Annotated in this window: 18 protein-coding genes, 1 tRNA gene, 3 pseudogenes and 1 other annotated feature; of the genes and pseudogenes, 1 reads left to right on the forward strand and 21 read right to left on the reverse strand. The window is 39.1% G+C overall.

Going from position 1 to position 24,696, the window contains the following annotated elements; genetic code table 11:
• Positions 1-13: 13 nt before the first annotated feature.
• The 17 genes and pseudogenes from B9L23_RS15565 to B9L23_RS15650 all read right to left on the reverse strand — a co-directional run bounded on the left by B9L23_RS15565 (position 14) and on the right by B9L23_RS15650 (position 15,964).
• On the reverse strand, positions 14-1,561 hold the full coding sequence (locus tag B9L23_RS15565) for a 2-isopropylmalate synthase (protein ID WP_062753105.1): 1,548 nt from the start codon (positions 1,559-1,561) through the stop codon (positions 14-16).
• The gene (ilvC, locus tag B9L23_RS15570; protein WP_089097978.1) at positions 1,548-2,573 is read right to left on the reverse strand and encodes a ketol-acid reductoisomerase; all 1,026 of its coding nucleotides are present in this window, start codon (positions 2,571-2,573) and stop codon (positions 1,548-1,550) included. Before ilvC ends, B9L23_RS15565 begins: the two co-directional genes overlap by 14 nt.
• Positions 2,574-2,601: 28 nt before the next feature.
• On the reverse strand, positions 2,602-3,120 hold the full coding sequence (gene ilvN / locus B9L23_RS15575; RefSeq protein WP_041269720.1) for an acetolactate synthase small subunit: 519 nt from the start codon (positions 3,118-3,120) through the stop codon (positions 2,602-2,604).
• A complete protein-coding gene (ilvB, locus tag B9L23_RS15580) occupies positions 3,099-4,832 on the reverse strand; it encodes an acetolactate synthase large subunit (protein ID WP_062753107.1) in 1,734 nt (577 codons plus the stop codon). Before ilvB ends, ilvN begins: the two co-directional genes overlap by 22 nt.
• Positions 4,833-4,906: 74 nt before the next feature.
• Positions 4,907-5,176 (reverse strand) — a binding site (T-box leader).
• 23 nt (positions 5,177-5,199) lie between these two features.
• Entirely contained in the window at positions 5,200-6,099 is a 900-nt protein-coding gene (gene ilvE / locus B9L23_RS15590; RefSeq protein ID WP_015864703.1) for a branched-chain-amino-acid transaminase, read from the reverse strand.
• 260 nt (positions 6,100-6,359) lie between these two features.
• Positions 6,360-6,433 (reverse strand) — tRNA-Arg (locus tag B9L23_RS15595).
• A 767-nt stretch (positions 6,434-7,200) separates the two neighbouring features.
• Positions 7,201-7,362 (reverse strand): annotated as a pseudogene (locus tag B9L23_RS15605) (ISLre2 family transposase); the annotation flags it as partial.
• 325 nt (positions 7,363-7,687) lie between these two features.
• Positions 7,688-8,197 carry a metallophosphoesterase family protein gene (locus B9L23_RS15610; RefSeq protein ID WP_062677866.1) on the reverse strand — a complete coding sequence of 170 codons (510 nt, stop codon included), beginning with the start codon at positions 8,195-8,197 and terminating at the stop codon, positions 7,688-7,690.
• Between the two features lie 6 nt (positions 8,198-8,203).
• Positions 8,204-8,809: an XTP/dITP diphosphatase gene (locus B9L23_RS15615; protein ID WP_081188846.1), complete on the reverse strand. Its 606-nt coding sequence runs from the start codon at positions 8,807-8,809 to the stop codon at positions 8,204-8,206.
• Positions 8,809-9,576 carry a ribonuclease PH gene (gene rph / locus B9L23_RS15620; RefSeq protein ID WP_015864706.1) on the reverse strand — a complete coding sequence of 256 codons (768 nt, stop codon included), beginning with the start codon at positions 9,574-9,576 and terminating at the stop codon, positions 8,809-8,811. The genes B9L23_RS15615 and rph overlap by 1 nt, the downstream gene beginning before the upstream one ends.
• A 125-nt stretch (positions 9,577-9,701) precedes the next feature.
• Positions 9,702-10,778, reverse strand: coding sequence for a GerMN domain-containing protein (locus tag B9L23_RS15625; protein WP_081188811.1), 1,077 nt, complete (start codon positions 10,776-10,778; stop codon positions 9,702-9,704).
• Between the two features lie 100 nt (positions 10,779-10,878).
• A complete protein-coding gene (racE, locus tag B9L23_RS15630; RefSeq protein ID WP_062677864.1) occupies positions 10,879-11,673 on the reverse strand; it encodes a glutamate racemase in 795 nt (264 codons plus the stop codon).
• Positions 11,628-12,107: pseudogene (locus tag B9L23_RS15635) on the reverse strand (MarR family winged helix-turn-helix transcriptional regulator). The gene racE and the pseudogene B9L23_RS15635 overlap by 46 nt, the downstream one beginning before the upstream one ends.
• 223 nt (positions 12,108-12,330) lie before the next feature.
• A pseudogene (gene gerE, locus B9L23_RS15640) lies at positions 12,331-12,420 on the reverse strand (spore germination transcription factor GerE); the annotation flags it as partial.
• Positions 12,421-12,457: 37 nt separating this feature from the next.
• Positions 12,458-14,053, reverse strand: a complete 1,596-nt coding sequence (locus B9L23_RS15645) for a recombinase family protein (RefSeq protein WP_089097981.1) — start codon at positions 14,051-14,053, stop codon at positions 12,458-12,460.
• A gap of 40 nt (positions 14,054-14,093) precedes the next feature.
• Positions 14,094-14,261 carry a hypothetical protein gene (locus B9L23_RS20590; RefSeq protein WP_169712576.1) on the reverse strand — a complete coding sequence of 56 codons (168 nt, stop codon included), beginning with the start codon at positions 14,259-14,261 and terminating at the stop codon, positions 14,094-14,096.
• A gap of 476 nt (positions 14,262-14,737) precedes the next feature.
• Positions 14,738-15,964 (reverse strand): hypothetical protein, encoded by a 1,227-nt coding sequence (locus B9L23_RS15650; RefSeq protein WP_169712577.1) that lies wholly within the window; start codon positions 15,962-15,964, stop codon positions 14,738-14,740.
• Positions 15,965-16,128: 164 nt separating this feature from the next.
• Between B9L23_RS15650 and B9L23_RS15655 the strand changes: the two genes are divergently transcribed.
• On the forward strand, positions 16,129-16,860 hold the full coding sequence (locus B9L23_RS15655; protein WP_089097983.1) for a hypothetical protein: 732 nt from the start codon (positions 16,129-16,131) through the stop codon (positions 16,858-16,860).
• A gap of 512 nt (positions 16,861-17,372) precedes the next feature.
• Here the strand turns inward: B9L23_RS15655 and B9L23_RS15660 are convergent.
• From B9L23_RS15660 to B9L23_RS21815, 4 genes are all read right to left on the reverse strand, one after another.
• Entirely contained in the window at positions 17,373-20,519 is a 3,147-nt protein-coding gene (locus tag B9L23_RS15660; RefSeq protein WP_089097984.1) for a DEAD/DEAH box helicase family protein, read from the reverse strand.
• A 15-nt stretch (positions 20,520-20,534) separates the two neighbouring features.
• Positions 20,535-23,558 carry a site-specific DNA-methyltransferase gene (locus B9L23_RS15665; RefSeq protein WP_089097985.1) on the reverse strand — a complete coding sequence of 1,008 codons (3,024 nt, stop codon included), beginning with the start codon at positions 23,556-23,558 and terminating at the stop codon, positions 20,535-20,537.
• Between the two features lie 38 nt (positions 23,559-23,596).
• Positions 23,597-24,418 (reverse strand): hypothetical protein, encoded by an 822-nt coding sequence (locus tag B9L23_RS15670; RefSeq protein ID WP_211278820.1) that lies wholly within the window; start codon positions 24,416-24,418, stop codon positions 23,597-23,599.
• A gap of 112 nt (positions 24,419-24,530) precedes the next feature.
• Entirely contained in the window at positions 24,531-24,692 is a 162-nt protein-coding gene (locus tag B9L23_RS21815; RefSeq protein ID WP_211278834.1) for a hypothetical protein, read from the reverse strand.
• Positions 24,693-24,696 lie beyond the last annotated feature (4 nt).

A 24,696-nucleotide genomic window follows, 5' to 3' on the forward strand; every position in this document is an offset into this window, starting at 1 on the left:
CCCTCCATTGATTTTATTGCATCGCTACTTTTTGATTCTCAGCACGCATCGTTTCAATCATAAACACGCGGTTGACTGCATTAATATACGCTTTTGCGGATGCTTCCAGCACGTCCTGCGCCGTACCGCGACCGCTAGTTTCTATATCATTGACACGCACTTTCACGAAAACTTGCGCAAGCGCGTCACGACCACCGCTCACGGATTCAATACGGTAATCAAGAAGAGTAACAGATGTCTTAAAGCAACGCTCTAACGTGTTATACAATGCTTCGACGCTTCCTGCTCCCGTTGCCGCTTCTTGAATCTCATTTCCTTGTCCGTCTTTTAAGACGACAACAGCGGTCGGAATTTGGTTTGTGCCATACTGAACTTGAAGCGAGCATAACTGATAAAAATCTTTAAAGTGATCAAATTTTTCTTCAAAAATAAGCGCGACTAAATCATCATCGGTAATGTCTTTTTTCTTATCTGCCAACTCTTTAAATCGAACAAATAATTTATTAACTTCTTCATCTGATAATGTGTATCCAAGCTCTTCAACACGATTGCGCAGCGCATGCCGTCCCGAATGTTTTCCAAGCACCATGGAGTTTGATTGAACACCAACAAGTTCTGGTGAAATAATTTCATACGTTGTTTTTTCTTTTAATACACCATCTTGATGGATTCCTGACTCATGAGCGAAGGCATTTTTGCCAATGACCGCTTTGTTTGGCGGAATAACCACACCTGTCAATTTGCTTACTAAATTGCTCGTTCGCTTAATTTCTTGAAGGTTAAGGCGTGTTTCTGCCTGATAATAATCTTTGCGAATGTAAAGCGCGACAGCAATTTCTTCCAATGCCGCATTTCCCGCGCGTTCGCCGATTCCGTTAATCGTCCCTTCGATTTGTGTTGCGCCATGCTCAATTGCTGCCAGTGAATTTGCAACCGCCATTCCTAAATCGTCATGGCAATGGGCAGAAAGAGAAACTTTTTCAATATTCGGAACATTGTTGCTTAAAAATGTGAAAATATTCCCGTACTCTTTCGGGGTAATATACCCTACTGTATCTGGGATATTAATGACCGTCGCCCCCGCTTTAATCACTTCTGTAATAATCTTGGCCAAAAATGGAAGCTCGCTGCGGCAGGCGTCTTCCGCTGACCATTGGACAATTGGAAAATAGCGTTTTGCATATTTGACCGACTCTACCGCTGTTTCAATGACTTGTTCCGGCGTCATTTGCAATTTATACTTCATATGGATCGGAGATGTGGCGATGAATAAATGGAGACGAGGCTCTGCTCCTCCTTTTAACGCCTCCCATGCGGCGTCAATATCGCTCTGTACCGAGCGAGCAAGCCCGGTAACAGAGCATGTTTTGATCGTTTCGGCAATTTGTTTTACCGCTTGGAAATCTCCTTTCGATGAGGCAGGAAAGCCTGCTTCAATAATATCTACACCGAGCCGTTCAAGCTGGCGGGCAATTTCAAGTTTTTCTTGTAAATTCAAATTGATTCCAGCAGACTGTTCACCGTCGCGCAACGTTGTATCAAAAATATTAATTTTTCGCACTGGAGACCACCACTTCTTTCTGTTTTTCTTTCACAAATGGCATCATGCTGCGCAATTCGCGGCCGACAATCTCAATAAGGTGTTCATTTTCACAGCGGTTGATCGCATTAAACTCCGGACGGTTTGCTTGGTTTTCCAAAATCCAGCCTTTTGCAAATTTTCCTGTTTGAATATCATGAAGAACCTTTTTCATCTCTGCTTTCACCGCGTCATTGATAATGCGCGGTCCAGAAATGAAATCTCCCCATTGCGCCGTATCGGAAATCGAATGACGCATCCAAGAAAGACCGCCTTCATACAGAAGATCAACGATCAGCTTCATTTCATGCAAACATTCGAAATAGGCTACTTCCGGCTGATACCCTGCTTCGACAAGCGTTTCAAATCCTGCTTTAATAAGCGATGTTAATCCTCCGCATAATACAGCTTGTTCGCCGAATAAGTCTGTTTCTGTTTCTTCTTTAAATGTCGTTTCCAGCACTCCCGCTCTTGTCGCACCGATCGCTTTTGCATACGCGAGCGCTGTTTGTTTTGCTTCCCCTGTTACATCTTGATACACTGCAATTAATGCAGGAACGCCAGCTCCTTCTGTATACGTGCGGCGCACTAAATGACCCGGACCTTTCGGTGCAACTAAAAATACATCGACATGTTCAGGAGGAACAATCTGATTAAAGTGGATATTAAACCCATGGGCAAATACTAATGCGTTTCCTGGCTGAAGCTCTGGTTCGATTTCTTCTTTATATACATTTGGTTGTTTTTCATCTGGAAGAAGAACCATGACGATATCCGCTTGTTTGGTTGCTTCGCGAACACTATATACGGCAAAACCGTCTTTTTCTGCTTGTTCCCATGATTTTCCTTTACGAAGCCCAACAATAACGTTCACGCCGCTGTCGCGAAGGTTTTGTGCATGTGCATGGCCTTGTGAACCGTAACCGATAATTGCCACCGTTTTTGATTGTAAGTATTTTTCATTTGCATCTCCGTTATAGTAAACTTTTGCCATTATCCATCTCTCCTTTTCTCATAGTCTTTTAGATAATGAAAGCAGTTTTATGTGTAGCAGCTGTTTTTTGCGAGCCGCGTGTAAACGCTGTTGTGCCTGTTCTCGCCACTTCTTTAATTCCGTAAGGCCGCAATAACTCAATGAGCGCTTCTACTTTTTCGGATTCGCCTGTTACTTGAATAACAAGACTATCTTTGCTTACATCGACAATCGAAGCGCGGAATGGCTCAATAAGCGTATAGATCTCTTGGCGGAGCGCCGGTGTCACGGATACTTTCACCAGCGCCAGTTCCCGCGCAACAATCGCTTGGTCGGTAATATCATTTACTTTCAGCACATCAATCTGCTTGTTTAACTGTTTAATAATTTGCTCGGCCGTCCGCTCATCTTCAACATTGACGACAAATGTCATTCGGGAAACTCCTTCTACTTCTGTATGTCCTACCGTGATGCTTTCAATGTTATAATGCCGTTTCGTAAATAACCCGGTAATTCGGTTGAGAACGCCTGGACGGTTATTGACTGTCATTGTGATAATTCGCCGCACGGTTTCACCCCCACCATTTCATGTAATCCTTTTCCAGGTGCAACCATTGGATAGACGTTTTCATCCGCTTTTACATGGAAATCAAGTAAAACCGGACCGTCGATCGCAAATGCTTTCTTTAGTACCTCCATCGCTTCCGCCTCCGTTTTTGCCTGGAAGCCCGGAATATTGTATGCTTCTGCTAGTTTTACAAAATCCGGCTGATTTGGAATGAGAGAATGGGAATATCGTTTTTCGTAGAAAAGTTCCTGCCATTGACGAACCATACCAAGCGCTTGGTTATTCACAATAACCACTTTAATCGGCAATTGAAGCTCTTGGATGACAGACAACTCTTGGAATGTCATTTGGAAGCCACCATCACCAACAATGGAAACGACCGCAGCATTTCTATCCGCAAGCTGCGCTCCGATCGCCGCCGGGAGGCCGAATCCCATCGTTCCAAGCCCGCCGGAAGTAACCCATCGATGCGGTCTATTAAACTTGTAATATTGCGCCGCCCACATTTGATGCTGGCCAACGTCGGTAGTAATAATGGCTTCTCCGTTCGTTAATTCATAAATCATTTCCACCAGCTTTTGCGGCTTAATCGTTTGTTCATCGTCTTCGTAATAAAGAGGAAATTGCCGTTTCCATTCGTTTAACTGGGCAAGCCATGCGCTTGTGTCCGCTGGCTTTCCTTGCTGATGAATTAATTCTTGCAAGGCCGCTTTCGCATCGCTGACAATCGGAATTTTCGTAGGCACATTTTTGCCGATTTCCGCCGGATCAATATCAATGTGTGCCACCGTTGCCTTTGGTGCAAAGTATTTTAAATTTCCCGTAACACGATCATCGAATCTTGCCCCAATATTAATGAGTAAATCACATTCATATAGCGCCATGTTTGCTGTATACGTACCGTGCATGCCAGCCATTCCTAAAAATAATGGGTGATCGGCTGGAAATCCGCCTAAGCCTAATAACGTATGAACAACTGGAATATTTTGTTGTTCAGCATATTGCCGTAGTTCATTTGAAGCGTTCGCATGTAATACGCCTGCTCCCGCTAAAATGACAGGTCTTTTCGATTGGCTAACCGCTTCTACAAGGCGGCGAATTTGCAAATGGTTTGGGTGAGTGGTCGGTTGATACCCTGGCAAATGAACCTCTTGTTCGTAATCAAATTCTCCTTCCGCTATGGTAATGTCTTTTGGGATATCGATTAATACAGGACCAGGTCTTCCTGTTGTGGCAATATGAAACGCTTCTTTAATAATTTTCGGAAGCTCGCTTATATCACGAACTTGATAATTATGTTTCGTAATTGGCATCGTAATTCCGAGAACATCCGCTTCTTGAAACGCATCTGAACCGATGACGCTCGTTGCAACTTGACCTGTAAATACGACGATCGGCAGCGAATCCATCATTGCATCTGTTAAACCTGTCACAATGTTTGTCGCTCCAGGCCCTGATGTTGCGATCACAACGCCCGGCTTTCCAGAAATACGCGCATATCCTTCTGCGGCATGAATGGCCCCTTGCTCATGCCGCGTTAATACGTGAAACACTCCTGATTGATATAACTTGTCGTAAAGCGGCAACACCGCTCCACCCGGATATCCAAAAATAACTTCTACCTTTTCCGCCTTTAACGCCTCAATTAACATTAGCGCTCCGCTCATTTTCGTTTTTTCGGACGTTTTTTCCTCTACTTTCATCCTTGCCATCATCCATCCTCCCTCGCATTTTTCATCGCTATGAAAAAAACCTTTTCACCCACAATGACCTACTTTGGTTCGGTCAAAGGGGCGAAAAGGTTCACTTTTCGCGGTACCACCCTTCTTCGTGGCCATTACGACCACCTCATGAGCGATTGGCAAATCAGCCAACCGCTCTTTTTAGTAACGAGTGAAGCAATTGTTCTCCACCCGTCCAACCCTACTAGCCATATGACGTTCAGGCTGGCGCTCAGAGGTGAGTTCGTCAAGCGGCAGCATCACCGGTTCCCAGCTCCCCCGGCTCTCTGTGGATGCTGTCCCCGCTGACTACTTATCCTCGTCAACGCTTTCACATATATAAAACTTTCATTGTGCATTATCTAACACTTGCGTTGGTTTGATATACTTTTACTCCTTCAGAAACAACACGGCGTCTAAACTCTTCAAGCAGCCGTTTTGTATGCTTTCCTGGCACGCCTTCACCGATCACGCGTCCATCCACCTTCACCACTGCAATCACTTCAGCAGCTGTTCCAGTTAAAAAAACTTCATCGGCAACATAAACATCGTGGCGCGTAAACGGCTCTTCTTTTACGACATACCCAAGTTCTTGAGCAATTTCGATAATAGCTTGACGCGTAATTCCTTCCAGCGCTCCTACATATCCAGGCGGTGTATATATTACCTCGTCTTTAATAATAAAGACGTTATCTCCCGATCCTTCGGCTACATATCCTTGATCATTTAAAATCAACGCCTCGCTTACGTTAGCGAGATGTGCCTCAATTTTGACAAGAACGTTATTTAAATAGTTGAGTGACTTTACTTTTGGGCTAAGGACATCAGAACGATTTCTTCGAGTAGCAACCGTTACCACTTCAATTCCAGTTTCATATAAATGTTTTGGAAAAAGCGCTAACGGCTCAACAATAATAACGACTTGCGGCTTTTTGCACTTATACGGATCAAGCCCTAAATCGCCGACTCCGCGTGAAACAACAAGACGAATATATGCATCTTGATATTGATTTTTTCGTATCGTTTCAATAACATAATTTGTCATCTCTTCTTTTGTATAAGGAATCGTTAATAAAATCGATTTTGCTGAATTGTAGAGACGATCTATATGCTCTTTTAATCGAAACACGTTGCCGCTATAGACACGAATCCCTTCAAATACGCCATCGCCGTATAAAAAACCATGATCGTATACCGAGATTTTCGCATTTTCTTTTGTCACAAATTCACCGTTTAAAAAAATCCATTGTTCACTCAATTTTGTTCCCCTCTTCCCTGGTAAGTACAGTCTCTCGTTTGTATTGATCATTGCTGTTATTGTTCATGCGTTTGATTTATTTGAAAATTATAATAATCCTAAAACAAAAGAGAGTCAATACTATTTTTTGAATATTTAGATTGATTAAACTATTTGTATACGCTTACATATTGATAGAATCAATGAATTTTCATGTTAAAAAAATTTTTTCATTGCCCAATAAAAAACCTCCTTTTCCGTTGTGGAAAAGGAGGTTTTAGCGTCCCAGGAGAGATTCGAACTCCCGACCGACGGCTTAGAAGGCCGCTGCTCTATCCAGCTGAGCTACTGGGACATATATTTCACACTATTCAATTTCACATTTTCATCCTTGATATCCTGTCTCTTCCTCTACCAGCTGATTCAAGGAAGCTTAGTGCGTCGAGACAACTCGCAGCTGTTTCATGGAAGTATGGCTCGTCGCTGAGCTACTGGGACATATATTTCACACTATTCAATTTCACATTTTCATCCTTGATATCCTGTCTCTTCCTCTACCAGCTGATTCAAGGAAGCTTAGTGCGTCGAGACAACTCGCAGCTGTTTCATGGAAGTATGGCTCGTCGCTGAGCTACTGGGACATATATTTCACACTATTCAATTTCACATTTTCATCCTTGATATCCTGTCTCTTCCTCTACCAGCTGATTCAAGGAAGCTTAGTGCGTCGAGACAACTCGCAGCTGTTTCATGGAAGTGTGGCTCGTCGCTGAGCTACTGGGACATATATTTCACACTATTCAATTTTACATTTTCATCCTTGATATCCTGTCTCTTCCTCTACCACCAGCTGATTCAAGGAAGCCTAGTGCGTCGAGACAACTCGCAGTCGATTCATGGAAGTGTTGCTCGTTTTCCAAAGACAGTCTATATTATAGAAAAGCTTTTCGATAAAGTCAAGATAAAAAAGAGCGAGGAGTCAGTCAAGATTTTGTGGGAACTTTTTTGGTTCGCTGAAAACAGGTGTAAGTCATAGATTGGCGAACCATTTTTTTGAATTTTATCCGTAAGCGCTTTCGAACTCTCATCCCTTGCCATGACAGATCGATATGTATACCTTTTTTACCATCCTTTGAGTTCAGACAGGGCATGATAGATCGGTGTCCCGGACGATTGCTGTAAATATGGCACGTTATTCCGCGTTACCTCCGGAAGAAGACGGCGGACGCGTTGTTTCGCCTTGTTCACGACCATCTGTTTGGTAGATGCCGTTTCCTCCGCCGGATGCGGAGCCGTAAACAGCTCGGCGAAGGCGTTTTGCAAGGCTCGAAACAAAGCAAGTTCGATCTCTTTCCATGTCAACGAATTTGTGGTAAGATGTTGTTGAATATTCATAGGACTCTCTCCTCCTGTTTGATGGTGTGGACAATGATCATCTTACCAGGGAGAGAGTCCTTTTTCATGTTTCCTGCTTGGGATCCTACCGCGCTTCGCTTGCTGGCCCCGATGAGGGGGATTGCGAACCTACGTTCCCAACCCCCTCATCGGGGAACTTCTAAGAATTTCTCCCACAAACATTTTACTCACACAAGAGCGAGAAAAATCTCGCTCATAGGGTAAATGTTTTCGTAAGTGATGCCACTTCTTTTCCATCGAGTTCGTAAAATTGAACCGTTGCTTTTCCGTCTTCTATTTGCAATAATGCGTATGTTTTTTCTTTCCGCGCTCTCGGCAACAAAATGCTTCCCGGATTAATAAATAAAATACCGTCGATCATCTCAGCACCAGCGATATGAGAATGACCAAAACATACCACTTTTGCCTCTACTTCTTTCGCACGATAGTAAAGATTCATTAGCGACGTTTTCACATTATAGAGGTGACCGTGAGTAATGAAAAAGCGAACCCCTTCAATTTCTTCGGTTCGTTCATTAGGAAATTGCGTGGTGAAATCACAATTTCCGCGCACTACCAAAAAACGGGCAATTTCTTTTTGATCAAAAGGCAATTCAGAATCTCCGCAATGAATCAGCGCATTTGCTTCATGATGATGACGCGCCACAATTTCTTCTAGTTCATTCGTTAATCCATGGCTATCACTAACAATTAACACTTTCATGTTTCTTTACTCCTTATCGTTAATGATTTCATCCCACTGCTTTTCTAATTTCGCTAACGCTTTTGCTCGATGGCTGATTTGATTTTTCTCTTCTTTGGATAATTCCGCCATCGTTTTTCCTTTTTGCGGAACGTAAAAAATTGGATCATACCCAAATCCGTTTTCACCCTTTGGCACTTCTGTAATGTATCCTTCACACGTTCCCTCAACGACGGTTGTGCGACGCCCTGGAGCCGCGACAGCAAGCGCGCAATGGAAACGCGCCGTTCGCTTTTCAAAAGGAATTCCTTTCAACTCTTCCAATACTTTGGCAATGTTTTTTTGATCGTTCTTTTCTTCTCCAGCGTATCGGGCGGAATATACACCTGGTCTTCCATCTAAAGCGTCAATCGATAGGCCGGAGTCGTCGGCGATCACGATCGCATGAAAATAATGGGCCATCGCTTCCGCTTTTAATACCGCGTTTTCAGCAAACGTGCTTCCCGTTTCCTCAACATCTGGGCAATTCGGAAAATCTAGAAGCGATTTTACTTCTATTCCTTTTTTTTCAAGGAGTTCTTGAAACTCTCGCGCCTTTCCGATGTTTTTCGTCGCGATAATGACTTGTTTCATCATGTATCCCCACTTTCCTCGCTTCTCTTTATATCAATTTGCATTGCAAGTTCTCCTAACGTTTTCCGTTGAATGTCGATAAGCTGTCGAATTCCTACTTCTGCTGTATCTAGCAATTCATTTAATTGTTCTCGCGAAAATGTCGCTTCTTCTCCTGTTCCTTGAATTTCCACAAAGCGGCCAGCTCCTGTCATCACAATGTTCATATCGACTTCTGCCCGCGCGTCTTCCGCATAGTTTAAATCAAGAATAATTCCGTGTTCTGGATCGATCCCAACAGATGTAGCAGCTAGAAAATCATTCACAGGAAGTTCATCGAGTTTCTTTTCTTCCATCAATTTCGCGAATGCTAACACCATCGCTACATACGCTCCTGTAATCGACGCTGTCCGCGTTCCTCCGTCCGCCTGAATCACATCACAATCAATCCATACCGTCTTCTCGCCTAACTTGTCCAAATTAACGACAGAACGAAGCGCTCTTCCGATAAGACGTTGGATTTCCATTGTTCGCCCTGATAATTTTCCTTTGCTAGATTCCCTCACATTTCGCTGTTCTGTCGCTCTCGGCAGCATCGCATATTCCGCAGTAATCCATCCTTTTCCGCCGCCACGCATAAACGGCGGCACTTTGTCATCGATGCTTGCTGTGCAAATCACTTTCGTATCACCAACTGTAATGAATACCGACCCTTCTGCATGTTTAATAAAATGTTTCTCCATATGTACAGGACGCAGCTGTTTGTTTTCTCTGCCATCTATCCTCATAATAAAAATCCTCCTTTACATAAACAGAAAGAGGTAGCACACCGTCTACCTCTTTTTTATATCATAATATCGCATCAAACTGCTAGCTACTCTATTGTTGCATTGTCATTTTTGAAAATAATCGCTTAAAAGCTTTCTGTATTCACTTTTTCTGGTCTTGCCACTGGTTCGGATAACGGTTTTCCATCTTCTCTAACAAGATTTGCTTTTCCATTTACCATAATAGAGACACTCTCGATTCCCTTTTGCTCCGTTAGTGAGAGAACAAGCGAATTTAATACATGATCCGAAATGACATTTTTCTTATTGCTGCCGTAAATGGATTCGTTAAAGTTTAATGTCACTTTTCCATCTTCATATTTTGGTTTTCCAACTAACTGAGTATCTGGCTGAAACTCACTTATAAGACCGCTGCCATAGCTTGGTCCTTTAATTAATTCGTTAACCGCAGCGACAATATCATCTTTTTCTTTATTAGACACGCGGCGCGTTACTGGAACGTAGTACGTATCGTTTCCTTGTTGCGCGACAAAATAAACGGTAACTGGGTGAGTATTTGTAATATCCGCAACACCTTTGGCATCAATATTAATTCCATCAGCGCGGCTGACACCGTCTTGAATAGGTGTTTTATTGACTGGCATGACATCTTGATCATAACCGTTAATGCGAATTTTTACTCTTTTCACATTATCAAACTGTGTCAGCGTCCATGTAATGGCTTGCAAAATTCTCTTTTCATCTTCTGGTTTATAATTTGCAAATTCTGGTGAAAAATCAGCAATAATGGTGCCATCTTTCTCCAGCTTCACTCCTAATACCCTTGTATCTGCTGGCAATACAGCGCGAAACCCGTTTGGCAACAATTCCGAAACAGGGCCATCTTCCACCAAATATTCGAGCACTTGCTTTGCCACAGCATCTGTCTTCGGCAGTTCTACGGTCTGCGGCACGACAAATCCATTTTTATCAATTAAGTAAAGCTCGCGTTTTACTGTTTCGGTTGCTTTTTTCTCGTCTTTTTCTCCCCCTTGTTTTCCAGTTGTTTCTTGTAATGATTGCCCATCTTTTAAATAGCTCACATCCTGTGGCGGGTCAATTTCTTTAACAGCTTCATCCTTTCCAAATAACCCGCAACCACTAAGTAATAACAGCGATGTAACAACGGATGCAGCTAGTTTCCACGTTCCTCGATGAAACATGAATTTTCCCTCCTACTCATAGTTTGTACTACTATCTATGTATACGAGCCTTTTTTGAAAATAGAATAAAAAAATCCTTTAGCTTTTACGCTAAAGGATTTTATAATTCAATCGTTTGAACATTTTCAATTGGCTTTCCAAACCATTTGGAAGCAATTTTTTGAAATAGCTCCTTTGATCCTGTCGTAAAGAATAAATGTTCTGCCTCTCGTTGCCCTGTATAAAGAAGATGGCTATGATGCAAAATCGCACTAACTTCACGTGCGGTTTCATCACCGGAACAAATTAGTTTTACGCGTTTTCCCATATATTCTTTAATAAGAGGACTTAACAAAGGATAGTGAGTGCATCCTAAAATAAGGACATCCATATTGCTCGATTTAAACGGTTCAAGCGATTCAGCGACTATCTTTCTCGCTTCCTCTCCTTCGAAGTTTCCGCTCTCTACAAGCGGGACAAACTTTGGACATGCTAAACTTTCTACACGAACTCGATGGTTAATGGATTTTAGCGCCTTTTCATACGCACCGCTTTTTACTGTACCAATTGTACCAATCACACCGATATGCCCGTTTTTCGTCGCTTTTAACGCCGCGCGAGCTCCAGGATGTATCACTCCTAATACCGGAATATCGAGCTGTTCCCGAATTTCGTCTAATACGACAGCTGTTGCCGTATTACAAGCAATAACAAGCATTTTAATATTATACCGCAATAAATAATTCGTCATTTCCCATGTAAATTGACGAATTTCCTCTTTAGGGCGTGGCCCATATGGGCAACGAGCTGTATCCCCAAGATAAACAATCCGTTCTTTTGGTAACTGTCGCATAATTTCTTTTGCAACAGTTAATCCACCAACTCCTGAGTCAATAACACCAATTGCTCTTTCCAATTGATCCGCCTCATTCTTTTTTTCATTTCTTGATGTAGTTTTCGTAAGTATTTTCTAAAAAGACAATTTCTTGATTGGAAAAATTTTGCAACACTTGCGCCAAATCATGTTGACGCTTTTTATCACTTCTTCGACCATTCGTTTCCCTTTTTCGAGAAGACGAATGCGTACAACTCGTCAGTCGTGCCGATCTTTTACTCTGGCAACGAGCCCGTATTTTTCCATTCTGTCTACTAAATATGTTGTGCTACATGCCAGATACATTTTGTTCAATAATTCGCCGATCGTCAAGTCCTCTTCTTCCAATAGCTATTTTAGTGTGGCGAATTGCGCGGTGTGATTGGATACTACGCTAAAATTTCACGGTCTCGTTGTTTTAAATTTGCGGCAATATATCGATCTAGCTCTGCAACAGTCTTTTCATCAAAAGACATACAATCTCCTCTACAACGGTGCATTTATTATTTTTAATGTTTTTCTACAAAAATGCAACAAAAAAAATACAACTTTTTATTTTATTCGACAATGTTTGATATATTCCATTTTACTCCACTTTGCCACATAATCAATGAGTAAATCGTTTTTATTTTTAAAACTAAATTTCATCTTTAAAATATAACAAACCGGCTACCTTAAAATAAGGTGAGCCGGCATTTCTTATAGTTCAAGTTCTCCCATTCGAAGCAATTCAATAACTGCTTGGGATCGCCCCTTTACCCCAAGTTTTTGCATTGCGTTCGAAATGTGTTTTGTATGCATAACCATGAGCGTAACATTCCCATAACTATTGCAACATTCCTAATGGAGTGTAGATTTCCACCTCTCCGTTCTGATTCACTCTAATTTCTTCAATCAACTGTTTTAAAATACTTTGAAGTTCATCCACATTTGTAAAATCCAACATAACTAATTTTTGTAACGCTTCTTTAATTTGCTGTTTGATGATTTCATCAGACGAAATATTCTCTTTTGTCTTGACTAGTTGATTGAGCTGTTCTTTAATTTCTTGAATTTCTTTTTCTAATGTTTCTTTTTCATACTGATATTGCTCTTCGTCAATTTCACCTAGCTTAAAATCTTTCCTTAAGTCCATGAGAAGTTTTCGATTTTGTTTAAGAGCCTGTTCCAATTGTTTTTGTTTTTTTTCATTTAGTTTGTTTACATTTGTCTCTGGAATTTTAGCCGTTGCACTTATTTCTTCTACATTGATAAGGTTGCTTAACGATGAGGTGATTTCTTTAATTAACCCTTTTTTGAAGTCCTCTAAAGGTATCCATAAATCATTTTTACATCCTTTTATCCCCATACGACGCCTTGATGAACAAATAAGGTAACGATATTCTTGCCCACTCTTTCCGACTTTTCCACTTTTCATCGAAACGAAATTGCTCCCGCAATGTGCGCATTTGATAATTCCCGCAAAAGGGTTTACTTTTACGTTTCTTACGCCCCCTCGTTTTCCTCCTCCCCTTTCCATTCTTTTATCTTGAGCTTTTTTAAAAAGTTCATCATCAATAATTGCTTCCCATTTTTTTTCTTCGCTTCGTCCCCAAGTTTCTTTTGGAGTTTGAACTAACCTGTTTTTCCGATGATGCATATTTGCTAAATCTTCATACACTTTTTTGACTGTGTATTTGCTGAACACATTTCGACCTGTGTAGGCTTCATTTTGAAGGATTCGCTGGACTGTGGTAATTCCCCAAACTCCGCCTTTGGGAGAAGGAATTCCTTGTTCGTTCAAATAGTTAATAATTTGTTTTTCTCCCATGTTGTGGTAAACATATAACTCATATATTTTGCGGACAACTTCTGCATCTTTCTCTACTATTTCAAGTGTTTTAAGTTCCCTTCCATCTTTATTTATTATCACCTTTTTATATCCATAAGGGGCACGACTTCCTGTAAAATTCCCCTTCATAGCCGATTCTCTTATACCGCGCCGAGAAGAAATGCTAATCTGTTCCGATAACTTTTGGTTCACCGCAGAAATAATGGTAAATATCATCTCATCGTCTTTGACTTTTGAATCATACGTGTCATCAATCGATATTAGCCGTATTCCTAAGCCATTCACCAACACTCGTTTTAAAGCGATAGCATCTAAAGAGTCACGAGAGAAACGTGAAAGAGATGCAAATATAATCGTAGAGAAATATCCTTTTTTTGCATCTTTTATGAGTTGGTTAATTTCTTCACGCTCCATGATACTGGTTCCAGTTGACCTATCTTCGTATATATATTCTTCACGAGTTTCTAATCCTTCCATCCTCGCTTTTTGCAAACAAACGGACTTTTGGTGTTCGGGTGAGTCTTTTTGTGATTCTTTTAATGTTGATACACGTACATAGATAGCAGCAATGTTGTTTGTGTTTTTGCTCATGATAGCTCTTCACTTCCCTGAAAAAAACCTTACAGCTTTGCTATGAGATTTTTTCATTGGTATTTTCATTGGTATTATTATAAAATGTTTTATGTGATTGGGACAGGACCTTATTTATAGTTTGTTTTACCAGTTCATCAACAACTTCCTTGGATGATTTTCCACTTGTACCAGATACAAACTTGAAACGAAAGGACTTCTTTGCCATTCAAAATCATCCCCCTTCTACATACACCATATGTTGGTCATAAATTGTCCTATTCGTTTCGATATATATTGACAGATAGTTAATATCCATTAATTGTAAATTTTGTGTTATTCCGGTTTTGTAAGTAATATACATTCCAAAATTTTTCAATTCAATATTGAAATTCAAATTTTTATGGTGTATGTAAAGGATAATTTTTTAATTTTCTAAATTTTTTGATTTTTTTAATGTAAAAAAGGAATTTATTTTTTTGCAACATAAAGAGCGGGAACTACATATTGCTGGTTACCTTCTTTTTGGGCGTATTACTTATTATACAAATGCGTTTGTTTGGACAAGCTCTTCCCTTGAGTCTCTATGGCTTATTTCCATTTTCGGTTATAACTGTATGTACTTCTTTTTGCATTTGGTTATAACCATATATACTTCTTTTTGCAAAATGGCACAAAAAATAGCACCGAATGGGTGCTATTCTTCTACATAGTAAACAAACCCTGTAATGTTTTTGTCCATTGTTCGTCTTGTGTAAACGCCGTAATGAATACCAGGTTTGGATTGATGATGTACATTTTATTTTTCCCATCAAAAGTTGCAATAACATTCGCTTTCTTTAAAATGTCAAAGTAGATTTTTAATTTTTTTTGTTGTGCGACACTCAATTTTACGACATCTTGTCCCGTCATTTCTCGCCATATTTTCTTATCCGTTAACTGTTTGATTAATCGCTTGTTATATTTTAATGCTTGGCTGATAGTAGAATAGTTCTTGAAGAAGTCTTCATCATAATTCTCACATAGAATATGAGCCTGATAATGAACATACGGAAGTAACGTTAGTAGCAAACTCAATGGCCATAGCTCCATTTTGTTCTTTTGTTGCTGATTGATGTACTTTTTGGTTTCGATTTCGACCAATTCGATGACTTTCTGGATTTGCTTTTGAAAAACCTTCACCGAATACCGTTCCTTTTCTTCAAATTCTCCTTTGACGATGTATTTTCCCGCTAACCGATAAAATTTTTCGTTGTTTCGTTCTCCTTTTACTTCTTCCAGAATGCCGAGTTCCACATAAGCATGTAAGAATTCACTTGCCACTTTTTGATGAATCCGTAAATATTCCGCTATTTGACTTTGGTTCAGTGGCTTTCCTTCCAACGATAACGGTTTGTCAGCGAATGATACGAGCGGGAGCAATTTGACGAACAGATGGGCGTGATATTGTTTCGATTTTCCTGCGATTTCTCGAATCGCACGTTTAAATTGGATAAACCCCCGTTTTTTTATCCATTCTAATTCTTCATTTTTCTTTTGTATTTGTTTACGTCTCTCTCTGTCTTCCTTGCGAACAACTGTGTCTCCCAACCGAACATTCATCTTGGAAGATATCTGTTTTCCTGTTTCTGCATCGAAAATTAGCCAATACATCTCATCTTCTGTTAACTTCCAAATAAATTTTTTTCCATTTTCCTCAACATATCTGATTCTACCCTTTTTTATCATACTGAACCTCCAACTTTTTTCTTGTATTAAAAAAACTCCATCTGAAAAGTGGAGTTTCGAGTTCATTTTTTTATTTAATTTAATGTGCAAATTTCCTTTAACTCCTTTTTCTTTTTGGTACGCATCATAGGCCATTCCTGCCAATATGATGCCAAACTTTCCTGTAAAAAAGATGACTACTGCCATTTGAGGAATCAAATTCAACACCTGTGTTCCTTGAAGAAAAAGAGGAGTTTCCTCTTTTCTTAGGTTTGAAAAAAGTTAGTGATATTTTCCATATTTTAATTAATATTACTATTTTTGGTGCGTACAATGATAATGTCTAGAATGCAAAATGATAGAAGAAACTCAGGGAGGTTACATGATTAATGAAGAAATACGGCATTCAAGCAATTAACGAACTACCCGACTTTGAAAAACCAAGACGAATATTCTCTTTTCTAAACACTATAGGGAATGACAAAAACATTTTAAGAGAAAAATTACAAGAAGCTTTCGAGAAGTTCGAACCAAGAGAAATCAACGTTCCCGTCCCAATCAAGAACGTGGATAAATTCTTTGACAGATGGGACCATACGATGTTCTATAATAAAATCAGAGAGTTTCAAGAAACTACGATTGGCATTCAAGATGGGGAGAATGAGAAAGCGATAAAAAGAGATGATTTTATTGCTTATGTTGGGGATATCGATACATTCATTCCAATTTTAGGTAATTTCTTATTTATTGATGAAAAAGAGTCTGTTCACGCACTAAAAGAGAATCAAACCGCTTTATATATCTCGTTAGCAAAAAGAGCCAATCATACGGTTTGGTATCTCGTGGGTCCAAAACCTGATATGGAAGACCCGAATCATCAAGAGCGGGAATATAAGCTTTGTGAGATTCTTCCGAGTGGCGAATTTCATTGGTATAAAGGGTCGTTATCCGAAATTATGAGGTACTTCATGCACTGGTTAGAGAAAAACTATCATCGACCACTCATCGATGAGACTGACTGCATACTTACGGCAAGAAAACTGATTTCTGCTTGCGAAAACGAAGAGAACTATACCACTCTTTCTAAAAAATTAGCTTATTTAGATGAATATAACAAATAGGCTTAACAAGGTCACTATGTCTTGTAGTGGCCTTTTTTCGTTATCTCTGATTTTTCCTTTTTTCATCAAGATTTTTTTGATGATTCAACCAACGATTTTCAAAGGATTAATCCATTTTTTCAAAGCGGATATGCATATGAATTTATTTTGATTTTTGATGGTTTTTCCTATTATTTCTCAATTTATCTTAAAACAGAAACTTAACCCTATGCTTTTTTATATGTATTCTTTTAAAATCACCAACTTATCTAGGTCAGAAATAACCCTAAAATAAGTGGTGAATTTTCAGTTTTTCTGTAAAGGTCGTCTCCGTTGTAAAAGTTTTATGATATTGTGAGCATTTTCACAAGAGGATAACTAACTTTTTTCTGATTCGTTTGGATGAATAGTTATGTGAAAATGTTCGTAAATAAAACTGTTGGAAACACCTTGAGGAATCGATTCCTTCCTTTTTCTTAAAAAAGGACAAAATATTTTATAAAAAAGCAGAGGTAACTTGAAGCTACCTCTGTTTATGCTAGAATCTTGTTAATCATCTTACCAATGTATGTTTCTTTGTCCTCTACCTGGAACAATATATTAAAGTTCTCAAGTTCTTCTTTGCTTAGCTTTGTTCCTGTATTCAAGAGATTTACATATTCCGTATTTGAAATGATAAACGAGTTCAGCACAATGGAGCTATTCCCAAGTTCAACTTCTTTCTCCTTAATGGTCTGGTAAAACTGGATTTTCTTATCATACACAGACATGTTCCTTATGCCTTTGGGGTCAACAAATGTGATGTATTGCTTACCCTGATAGAGAATCCATAAGATAAAATCCGGATGGAAATTTCCCGCTTCGAAGAATCCAATTCCTTTACCTCTTGATTGATTACGTAGCAAATATAACTCTTTGTCTTGGAAGAAGATTTTATTCTTCTCATAGTAAGCTCGTAAATCATTAATAAATTGATATTCACCCTTGTTCAGTGGTGTCGGTGATACAGCAGCCACATTGCCCTCTAGATAAATTAGAGGTTTATAAAGATGTTGCTCAAAATCAAATATTTCCATTGTACCATGTTGAACCGGCTTCATGTTGTTTGATTCAAGCATCTTCTGAAGTTGCTCTAGCTTTGTTTTCAAGGTCGTCTCAGATGTATCATAGGTTACGCGATACTCACGAATAAAGTTCTTATCCCCTTCGTTTAAATCCTTGTACTCCATAAAAGGAGCTTCCCACTCTTTTTTTCGATACAAATAATATTGCTCACAATACTTCTTCAATAGGGAAATTGCAATCTCTTCCCATCTTTTGACCTTTTGAAAAGAATCAAAGACCATCTCCGCTTTCGGAATATAAAGGATATACCAATCCTGTCTGTTGAGTAGTTCTTTAATCTTTTCTTTTGAAAGCTTGAGATTGTACCAAGAACGTTCATTTTTAAACTTTTGAAGTTCAAAATATATCCGGTCTATATCCATGAATGCAAGGTGCATGGACTCTAACTTACATTCATCCATTACATCAGGTATTACCGATGCTTGTGAAGAGAACTGTTTTCGGCTTTCTGTCCTCTGAATTTTAGGGTACCAATTCAATATTACTTTTAAATTCATTTCTTCGGTCGCTGGTTCAAGGGAAAGTTTTGGCCCATTTTTCTTAAAGGAATTGATATCGATATCCTTTAGGGCAAGGGTTTTTAAATTTATCTTTCTTCTTGCGTAATTAGGAATAACTTTTAAGTGGATGGTTTCCTTATCGTTATCCATTTTTATTCCTTCATCCTCAAGGTATTCTCTAAACTGCTGCATATAATCAGCTCGAACACCAAAAATATTAAGTGTTTCTAAAACCTTAATATGAGGTGGAATATCTGTATTTTCTAATCGTAAAGCTTCACTTCGCTTCAAACTCATCCCATATCCTTTAAGACGTACACCACGACCAAAGAGTTGAATAATCTCCGCACCTTCACCCCTCCCCATATTCATTAGCCCCATGGTACTTACCCGCCAGCTACTCCAACCTTCTGTAAACTTCTTAGAACCAATCAGTACATGAATGTCCGATTCACGCTCATTTAACCGATGAAACAAAGAATCTCTAAATTGTTCTTCCGTTACATGTAACTCAGGATACGTTTCACATAGTTTGCATAATGCCGCGGCGTCACCTACATTGATAACACCAAATGGCTTATTGTCCCCCAATCGTAAAGCAATTTCATTGTCTACTCCCTTCAAATTCACAACATGTAACACTGCTCCAGAATGACTTGCATGGAAGACTGTAGATAACATATCCGCGTATAGAGCTTCCGGGGTCATTTCCAACGTTGTTAAATAGGTAAATGCATTACGGAATATTTCCCTGCCTTTTTCGTCCCGTAAACCAGCATTACCATTCATTAACCGCTCTAGATATGATATACTTCGTCTTTCCTCTTTTGCAAATTGTGCAATGAATAAAAGAACATCTGTTACGTCAGAAACCTTTTTCCCTCTTTCTCTTCTAACTGCGTTTACACTACTTCCTACAAACACTAATAAAGGTTTTTCAATCAGAAAAGGTCGTATAGAATGCTCATGCTCTTGATATAGCTTAAGCTGTTGATAGAATGTTACCAAACATGCTGTTAAGTAGAGACGACGAATATCCTCATTTGAATCATCAGCCAAATTCAGGATTTGAAAATCCTTTCCGAATCCATCCCTATAGAAATAACGGTAGGAGTAATCAAATAAGATACACTTGGCGTATTCTTGTTGTAAGTCCTTATTTCCTGAAACTGCTTGACCAAATGTTGCCGAATATTCGAATGCAAACCCTTGTTCACTTAAGCGGTCTCGTATTCTCCTCCACTCTTGTCCGCTTGAACCACGGTGACCCTCGTCAACAAGAACCAAATTATTACCCTCGAAAGTATCAACGGCAACCGTTTTTTCCCCGGATTCCTCTCTGATTCTTTGGATATTAATAATGGTCACGCTTTGCTGACGGAACAGGCTGCCTTGGTCTTTATCAAACAATTCTGCATCGATTCCAGAAAGCTCAAATTCTTTTAGATGCTGAATGGATAAGTCCTCCCTTGGAGTAAGAAGGATAATTTGATTCAGTTCATTTTCTTTACCATGTTTTGATAAGTAATGCAAATATTGTAATATATTCACATGCATCAATAGCGTTTTTCCAGAACCTGTTGCATTCCAAAAGGCTAACTTATTTAAGTCCTCCCGGCTGTACTTGTCAATTTGAGCATTTTCCTTTGCATTGAATGTATCTAAGAAGTTATTTAACTCATTCAACAACGCTTCTGGGTCCGTAAAATAACGGTCCAGATATATTTCTGTAAACAATAGACATAAATATTGGAAGTATTTCCACTTTATTGGTTCCCTTCTCTTAAGATTGATTCGCATAGTATGACGTACAATGTTTTCATCATACTGGCGCAACATCTCATTACTTAACTTTTGACGGTCAAAAAGTCGATTAGAAAGGAAGTGGTAGAAGTGGGATATGTTATCACTATCCCACCCCTCCAATTCCGGCTCTTTCATCCCCATTACCAAATCATCAAAATCATCCACTTCAAATAAATGAAGCATAAAACGGTTCAAAACCAATCGTTTGTTAAAGGGAATAGTAGTTGCTCTTTTTGAGCTTCTCGGCATCTCGCTTCCCCACCTTTACACATCTTGCACATCAAACATGAGACGCTTAAATTCTTCTTCAATTAGTTTTACTTTCCACGTGTCCTCTTGCGATTTGATGTTTTCTAAGTGATTGTCACCATTAACATAGATATAGTCAAACTCGTTATCACGGATATTATACTTGCTTTTAGTAAAGAACCTTTCCAAATCCTCATTTGACTTCTCTTTTAGATTTCTCCAGATAATGAGTGCTCTCTCTCCAGTAGGCAATTCACCCTTAATTACCTTAAATCCCTGAATTACTTCGATTTGTCGAACAGTAAGCCCCAAAAGATAATTGAAAGTTTCCACTACATCAATGGTTTTGACTGTAGTTTCCGTACCATTGGAAATCTTTAATTTGTAATCAAATGGGTTTTCAAATGCATCAAGGTTTAAGAGTGAGGCACTACCTTTTGTTTCGATATCAAGCATGTAAGAAAGAAGATACTCCTCACGAGTTTCCGTTGGCATCAGTTCCAACGCAAGTTGTTGTTGCTCTGTTCGGTTAATTTCGAGATTGTTTAATGTATCTTCATATGATTCGAGGCGAATATACTTAAACATGTGACTAGAACCTTCACGAGAGACTGGTTTACCGTTTTTCCAATCTTTAGAGTAAATAGCCTTTTTAATACGTGGTTTCAGTACGGTATCAAAGTAGGTGCCCATCTCTACAAGGACATATTTACGATTACTTCCGGTCTCTCGGTTTAAGTTTATAACTGCATGTGCGGTTGTACCAGAACCCGCAAAAAAATCAAGTATCACGGCATTTTCATCAGTATTGCTAATCTTGATTAAATATTTTACTAACTCTACCGGCTTCGGGTAGCCAAAAGAGATATTCATCTTTTTTAACAAATCAGCACCTTTTCTGTTTATAAATTGGTCTAAAAAATTGCGTGGGCGTGTTCCTTTTTCTTGGCGGTCCTTTAAATAACTCTTGGTATAAACATTCCATTCCGCCCGTTCACCTTTTTCATTTAAAAGTGGAGACGTTTTTGTCTTCTTAAATACAAGTAAATGTTTGTTTTTCTCATAGGTTTCTTTAGTCCATCTCCACCTTCCATCTCCTGGTCGTTGTATTTCGTCAAGAATGGAACAAGGCGGGATAACTTTGCTTCCATCTGGACATTCAATGAAATATTTTTGGTTCTTTCTTATATCGGTTAGGGATGATTGATATAAAGCAATATCATCCCTATATCTTTCTCCCTTTCTAGGTCCTTCAGTTTCTATTTTTGTATAAAGGGATTCGTCCACTTCGTCCGTAAAAGATTGTAGTTTTTCTTTGTTTTTTGCGTAACACAGAATAAAGTCAATGCTTGGGGCGAAAAAATTACCTAGGTCACTTGCAGTTTTTGCTACCCTTGCAATATTTGTAACAAAGTTATTACTACCAAATATGTTGTGCAATAGGCTGGTCAAATTATGGAGTTCTTCTTCTCCAATGTTCGCAAATAATACTCCACTGTCGTTCATTAATTCCCTAGAAATTTTGACCCTATCATTTATCATACTTATCCAACTACTGTGCCGATAGTTGTCCTTATAAACAAAACCATCCTCACCAGTATTGTACGGAGGGTCAATATAGATATAGTTAATATTGTTTTTATAACGCTCTTTTAGCAAATTCAAGGCCTGAAAATTTTCTGACTCTACGAGTAACCCATCTATATTTGCATCTATGTCCTCGAATGACATTATTAATCTATCAACGAAATCTTGGTCAAAGAACTTGGTATCCACGATTAGATAAGGGTTAGCTTTGAGAAACTCTACTGTCAAAGGTTCACTGTAACCCGGCTTGGTTAAATCACCTTCGATTTCATCGATAGCAAATAGATGCTTCCATTCATTAATTTGTTCTTGATTCTGTAAAATTAAAGGATATAGCTCTTCAGGTACACGGTCAAGCGTGACACAATAGTTTGTCTCCACAACAAACTTCTTTTTTAACCAAAGTTTCTTCTGGAAATTCTCGATTTGCTCTAAGAATTTAATGATTTTATGTCCAATATTTTTGATAACCTTTATTTTGGATAAATATTGCTCAACACGAGCTTCGTTTTCCGTATCCAAGTCATCCAAGTGCATAATTTCATTCTTGATGTAAAAATCTAATTCACGTCTTAGAAAACCACCAAGGTCTTTATGAATAAAATAATCAAAAGTATTTTTGGAAGTATAGTCGTTTAAATGCTTCTCAAGTAAGGTTCGATTCTTGTTTTTCTCTGTTGGTGCTAAAGTACGTAATTCTTGAATCCAATCTGTGTAACCTTCAACCCCTAAAATCCTCTCAACAGCTTGCTGATTTAAGATTGCCTGTTTCTCTTTATCTACTCTATATACAAATCGAATGTAAAGTTCCCCCTGTTCCTCATGCAACGGGGATTCTTCACACAGGATGAACCGACGTTCTTTTCCTTCTTGCTCTTTATTATTGTTTTGCTCCGTAGATGCCTCTGTTAAGACAAAGTGTACCTTTCTCCCAGAGGGTAGCTTGAATGAATAGTCTCTGAAATACTCAGAAGTTTTTACATAATATTGGTCAGCATTTGCCCAATAAAGCTTAACCTCTTCTCCCTCATATGGAATTGCGTATACATCTTTCTTATACTTACGCTTAGATATAAAATCACCTTTATCATAGTAACGACTAAAGAAAGTTACTAAATGGGAATACACTTCATTCTCTAACGCACTAAGGTCTACACTTTGAGCCAATTGTTCCTGTAAGGCTTTATATTTTGGGGATGTTTCCGGTTCAACTCCTGCGTCTTGCAAATTTTTCTTGAGTTGCTCCAATTCTTTGCGAATGTTCACCTGGTCAACACTTTGATACTTTTCAAATGCCTGTTTTACTTGCGGTAGTAAATCTTGGTGAAGAAACTTTCTTATTTCTTCGCGTTTTTGGTTCATAATGCGATAAATACCAAAATCTAAATCTTCGTTACCAAACTGAAACATCTCTTCTAACAAACTAATTAGCTGTTCATATTTCGTCTTCATGTTACCCTCCTACTTTATTGCTCAATTATCTCTATTCATTAAACCACTTTCCAGCGAATCATAAACAATGTTTCTTGTTCAGTTTTCTGTTTCATTCTCTTTTCCAACTCATCAATCAACTGGTCCCGTTTCTCCATGATTTCATCTTCTACATCAAAAATTTGCTGACGTTGTCTCCGCTGTTTTTTCTCTAATTCTCTAATTTTAAGCTGTATTTCATGTTGTTCAACCAATGTAGTAGCATGCCTTTCCTGGCGTTTCAATTCCTTAATTTTTGCCTTGGTATCTGCCAAATCTCTTTCAGCTGATAAAATCAAATCATCGGCCCATTTCTCTAATCGTTCACGTTCCTCTTGGAAGTGACGGTTATTTTTTTCAAGTGACTTGGCAATGTTTGCTGCAACGTGACGTTCTGCCTCACTAATCAATCGTTTTTCGACCGACTTCGACCAGTCTTTAAGAGGATAAACTTTAGCTTGGCAGTTAAAGAGTTTCTCGCATACTTCTTGGTCAATCGGTTCTCCGTCATCCGTGAAAGCATTAAAAAGCAGGTACTCTTCTGTTTCGTAGGATTCGATAGTAAGTTTCTTCAAAATTAGGTAGCCACTCTTTCCTTTTAAAGCTTCCACGACACTGATTTTCACAGGGTGATTTGTGATATCAAACACGAGCTCAGCTGGTGGAGTAGGTAGAGCTTTACCGGCTTCAATTACATACTCCCCTAAAGGATGGGAGAGACGGTAAAGTGTTGCCTTTTCTAGCTCTTTCCTTCCTTTCGTATTCAATTGGTAATCACCTGTTTCGACACTATGAACAGGTGAATCATTAAGACTGAAAGAAAGCTCTTGTTCATTAAACACAGCTTTGTCTCTTAGTACAAAACGGGTTAATCCCCAAAACATCTTACTAAAACGGTCCAACTGATATTGTGCATCATCTATATACATGCAACATGAAGAGTTAACTTCTCAGTCATCCTGCACACCCTAAGCGCTGCAGCACTTCCTCCGGACGTTCGTGGATGTAGTTGACAAACCGAGTAATGGCTTGAATGATATCGTTGCCATCACCCGTTGGCGAAGAAGGGTGTTTTTGATTTTCCGTTCCTGTTTGCGAAGTGTCCGAGGTGTCCATCCGT

The organism is Parageobacillus galactosidasius, assembly GCF_002217735.1.
Taxonomy (GTDB): Bacteria; Bacillota; Bacilli; order Bacillales; family Anoxybacillaceae; genus Parageobacillus_B; species Parageobacillus_B toebii.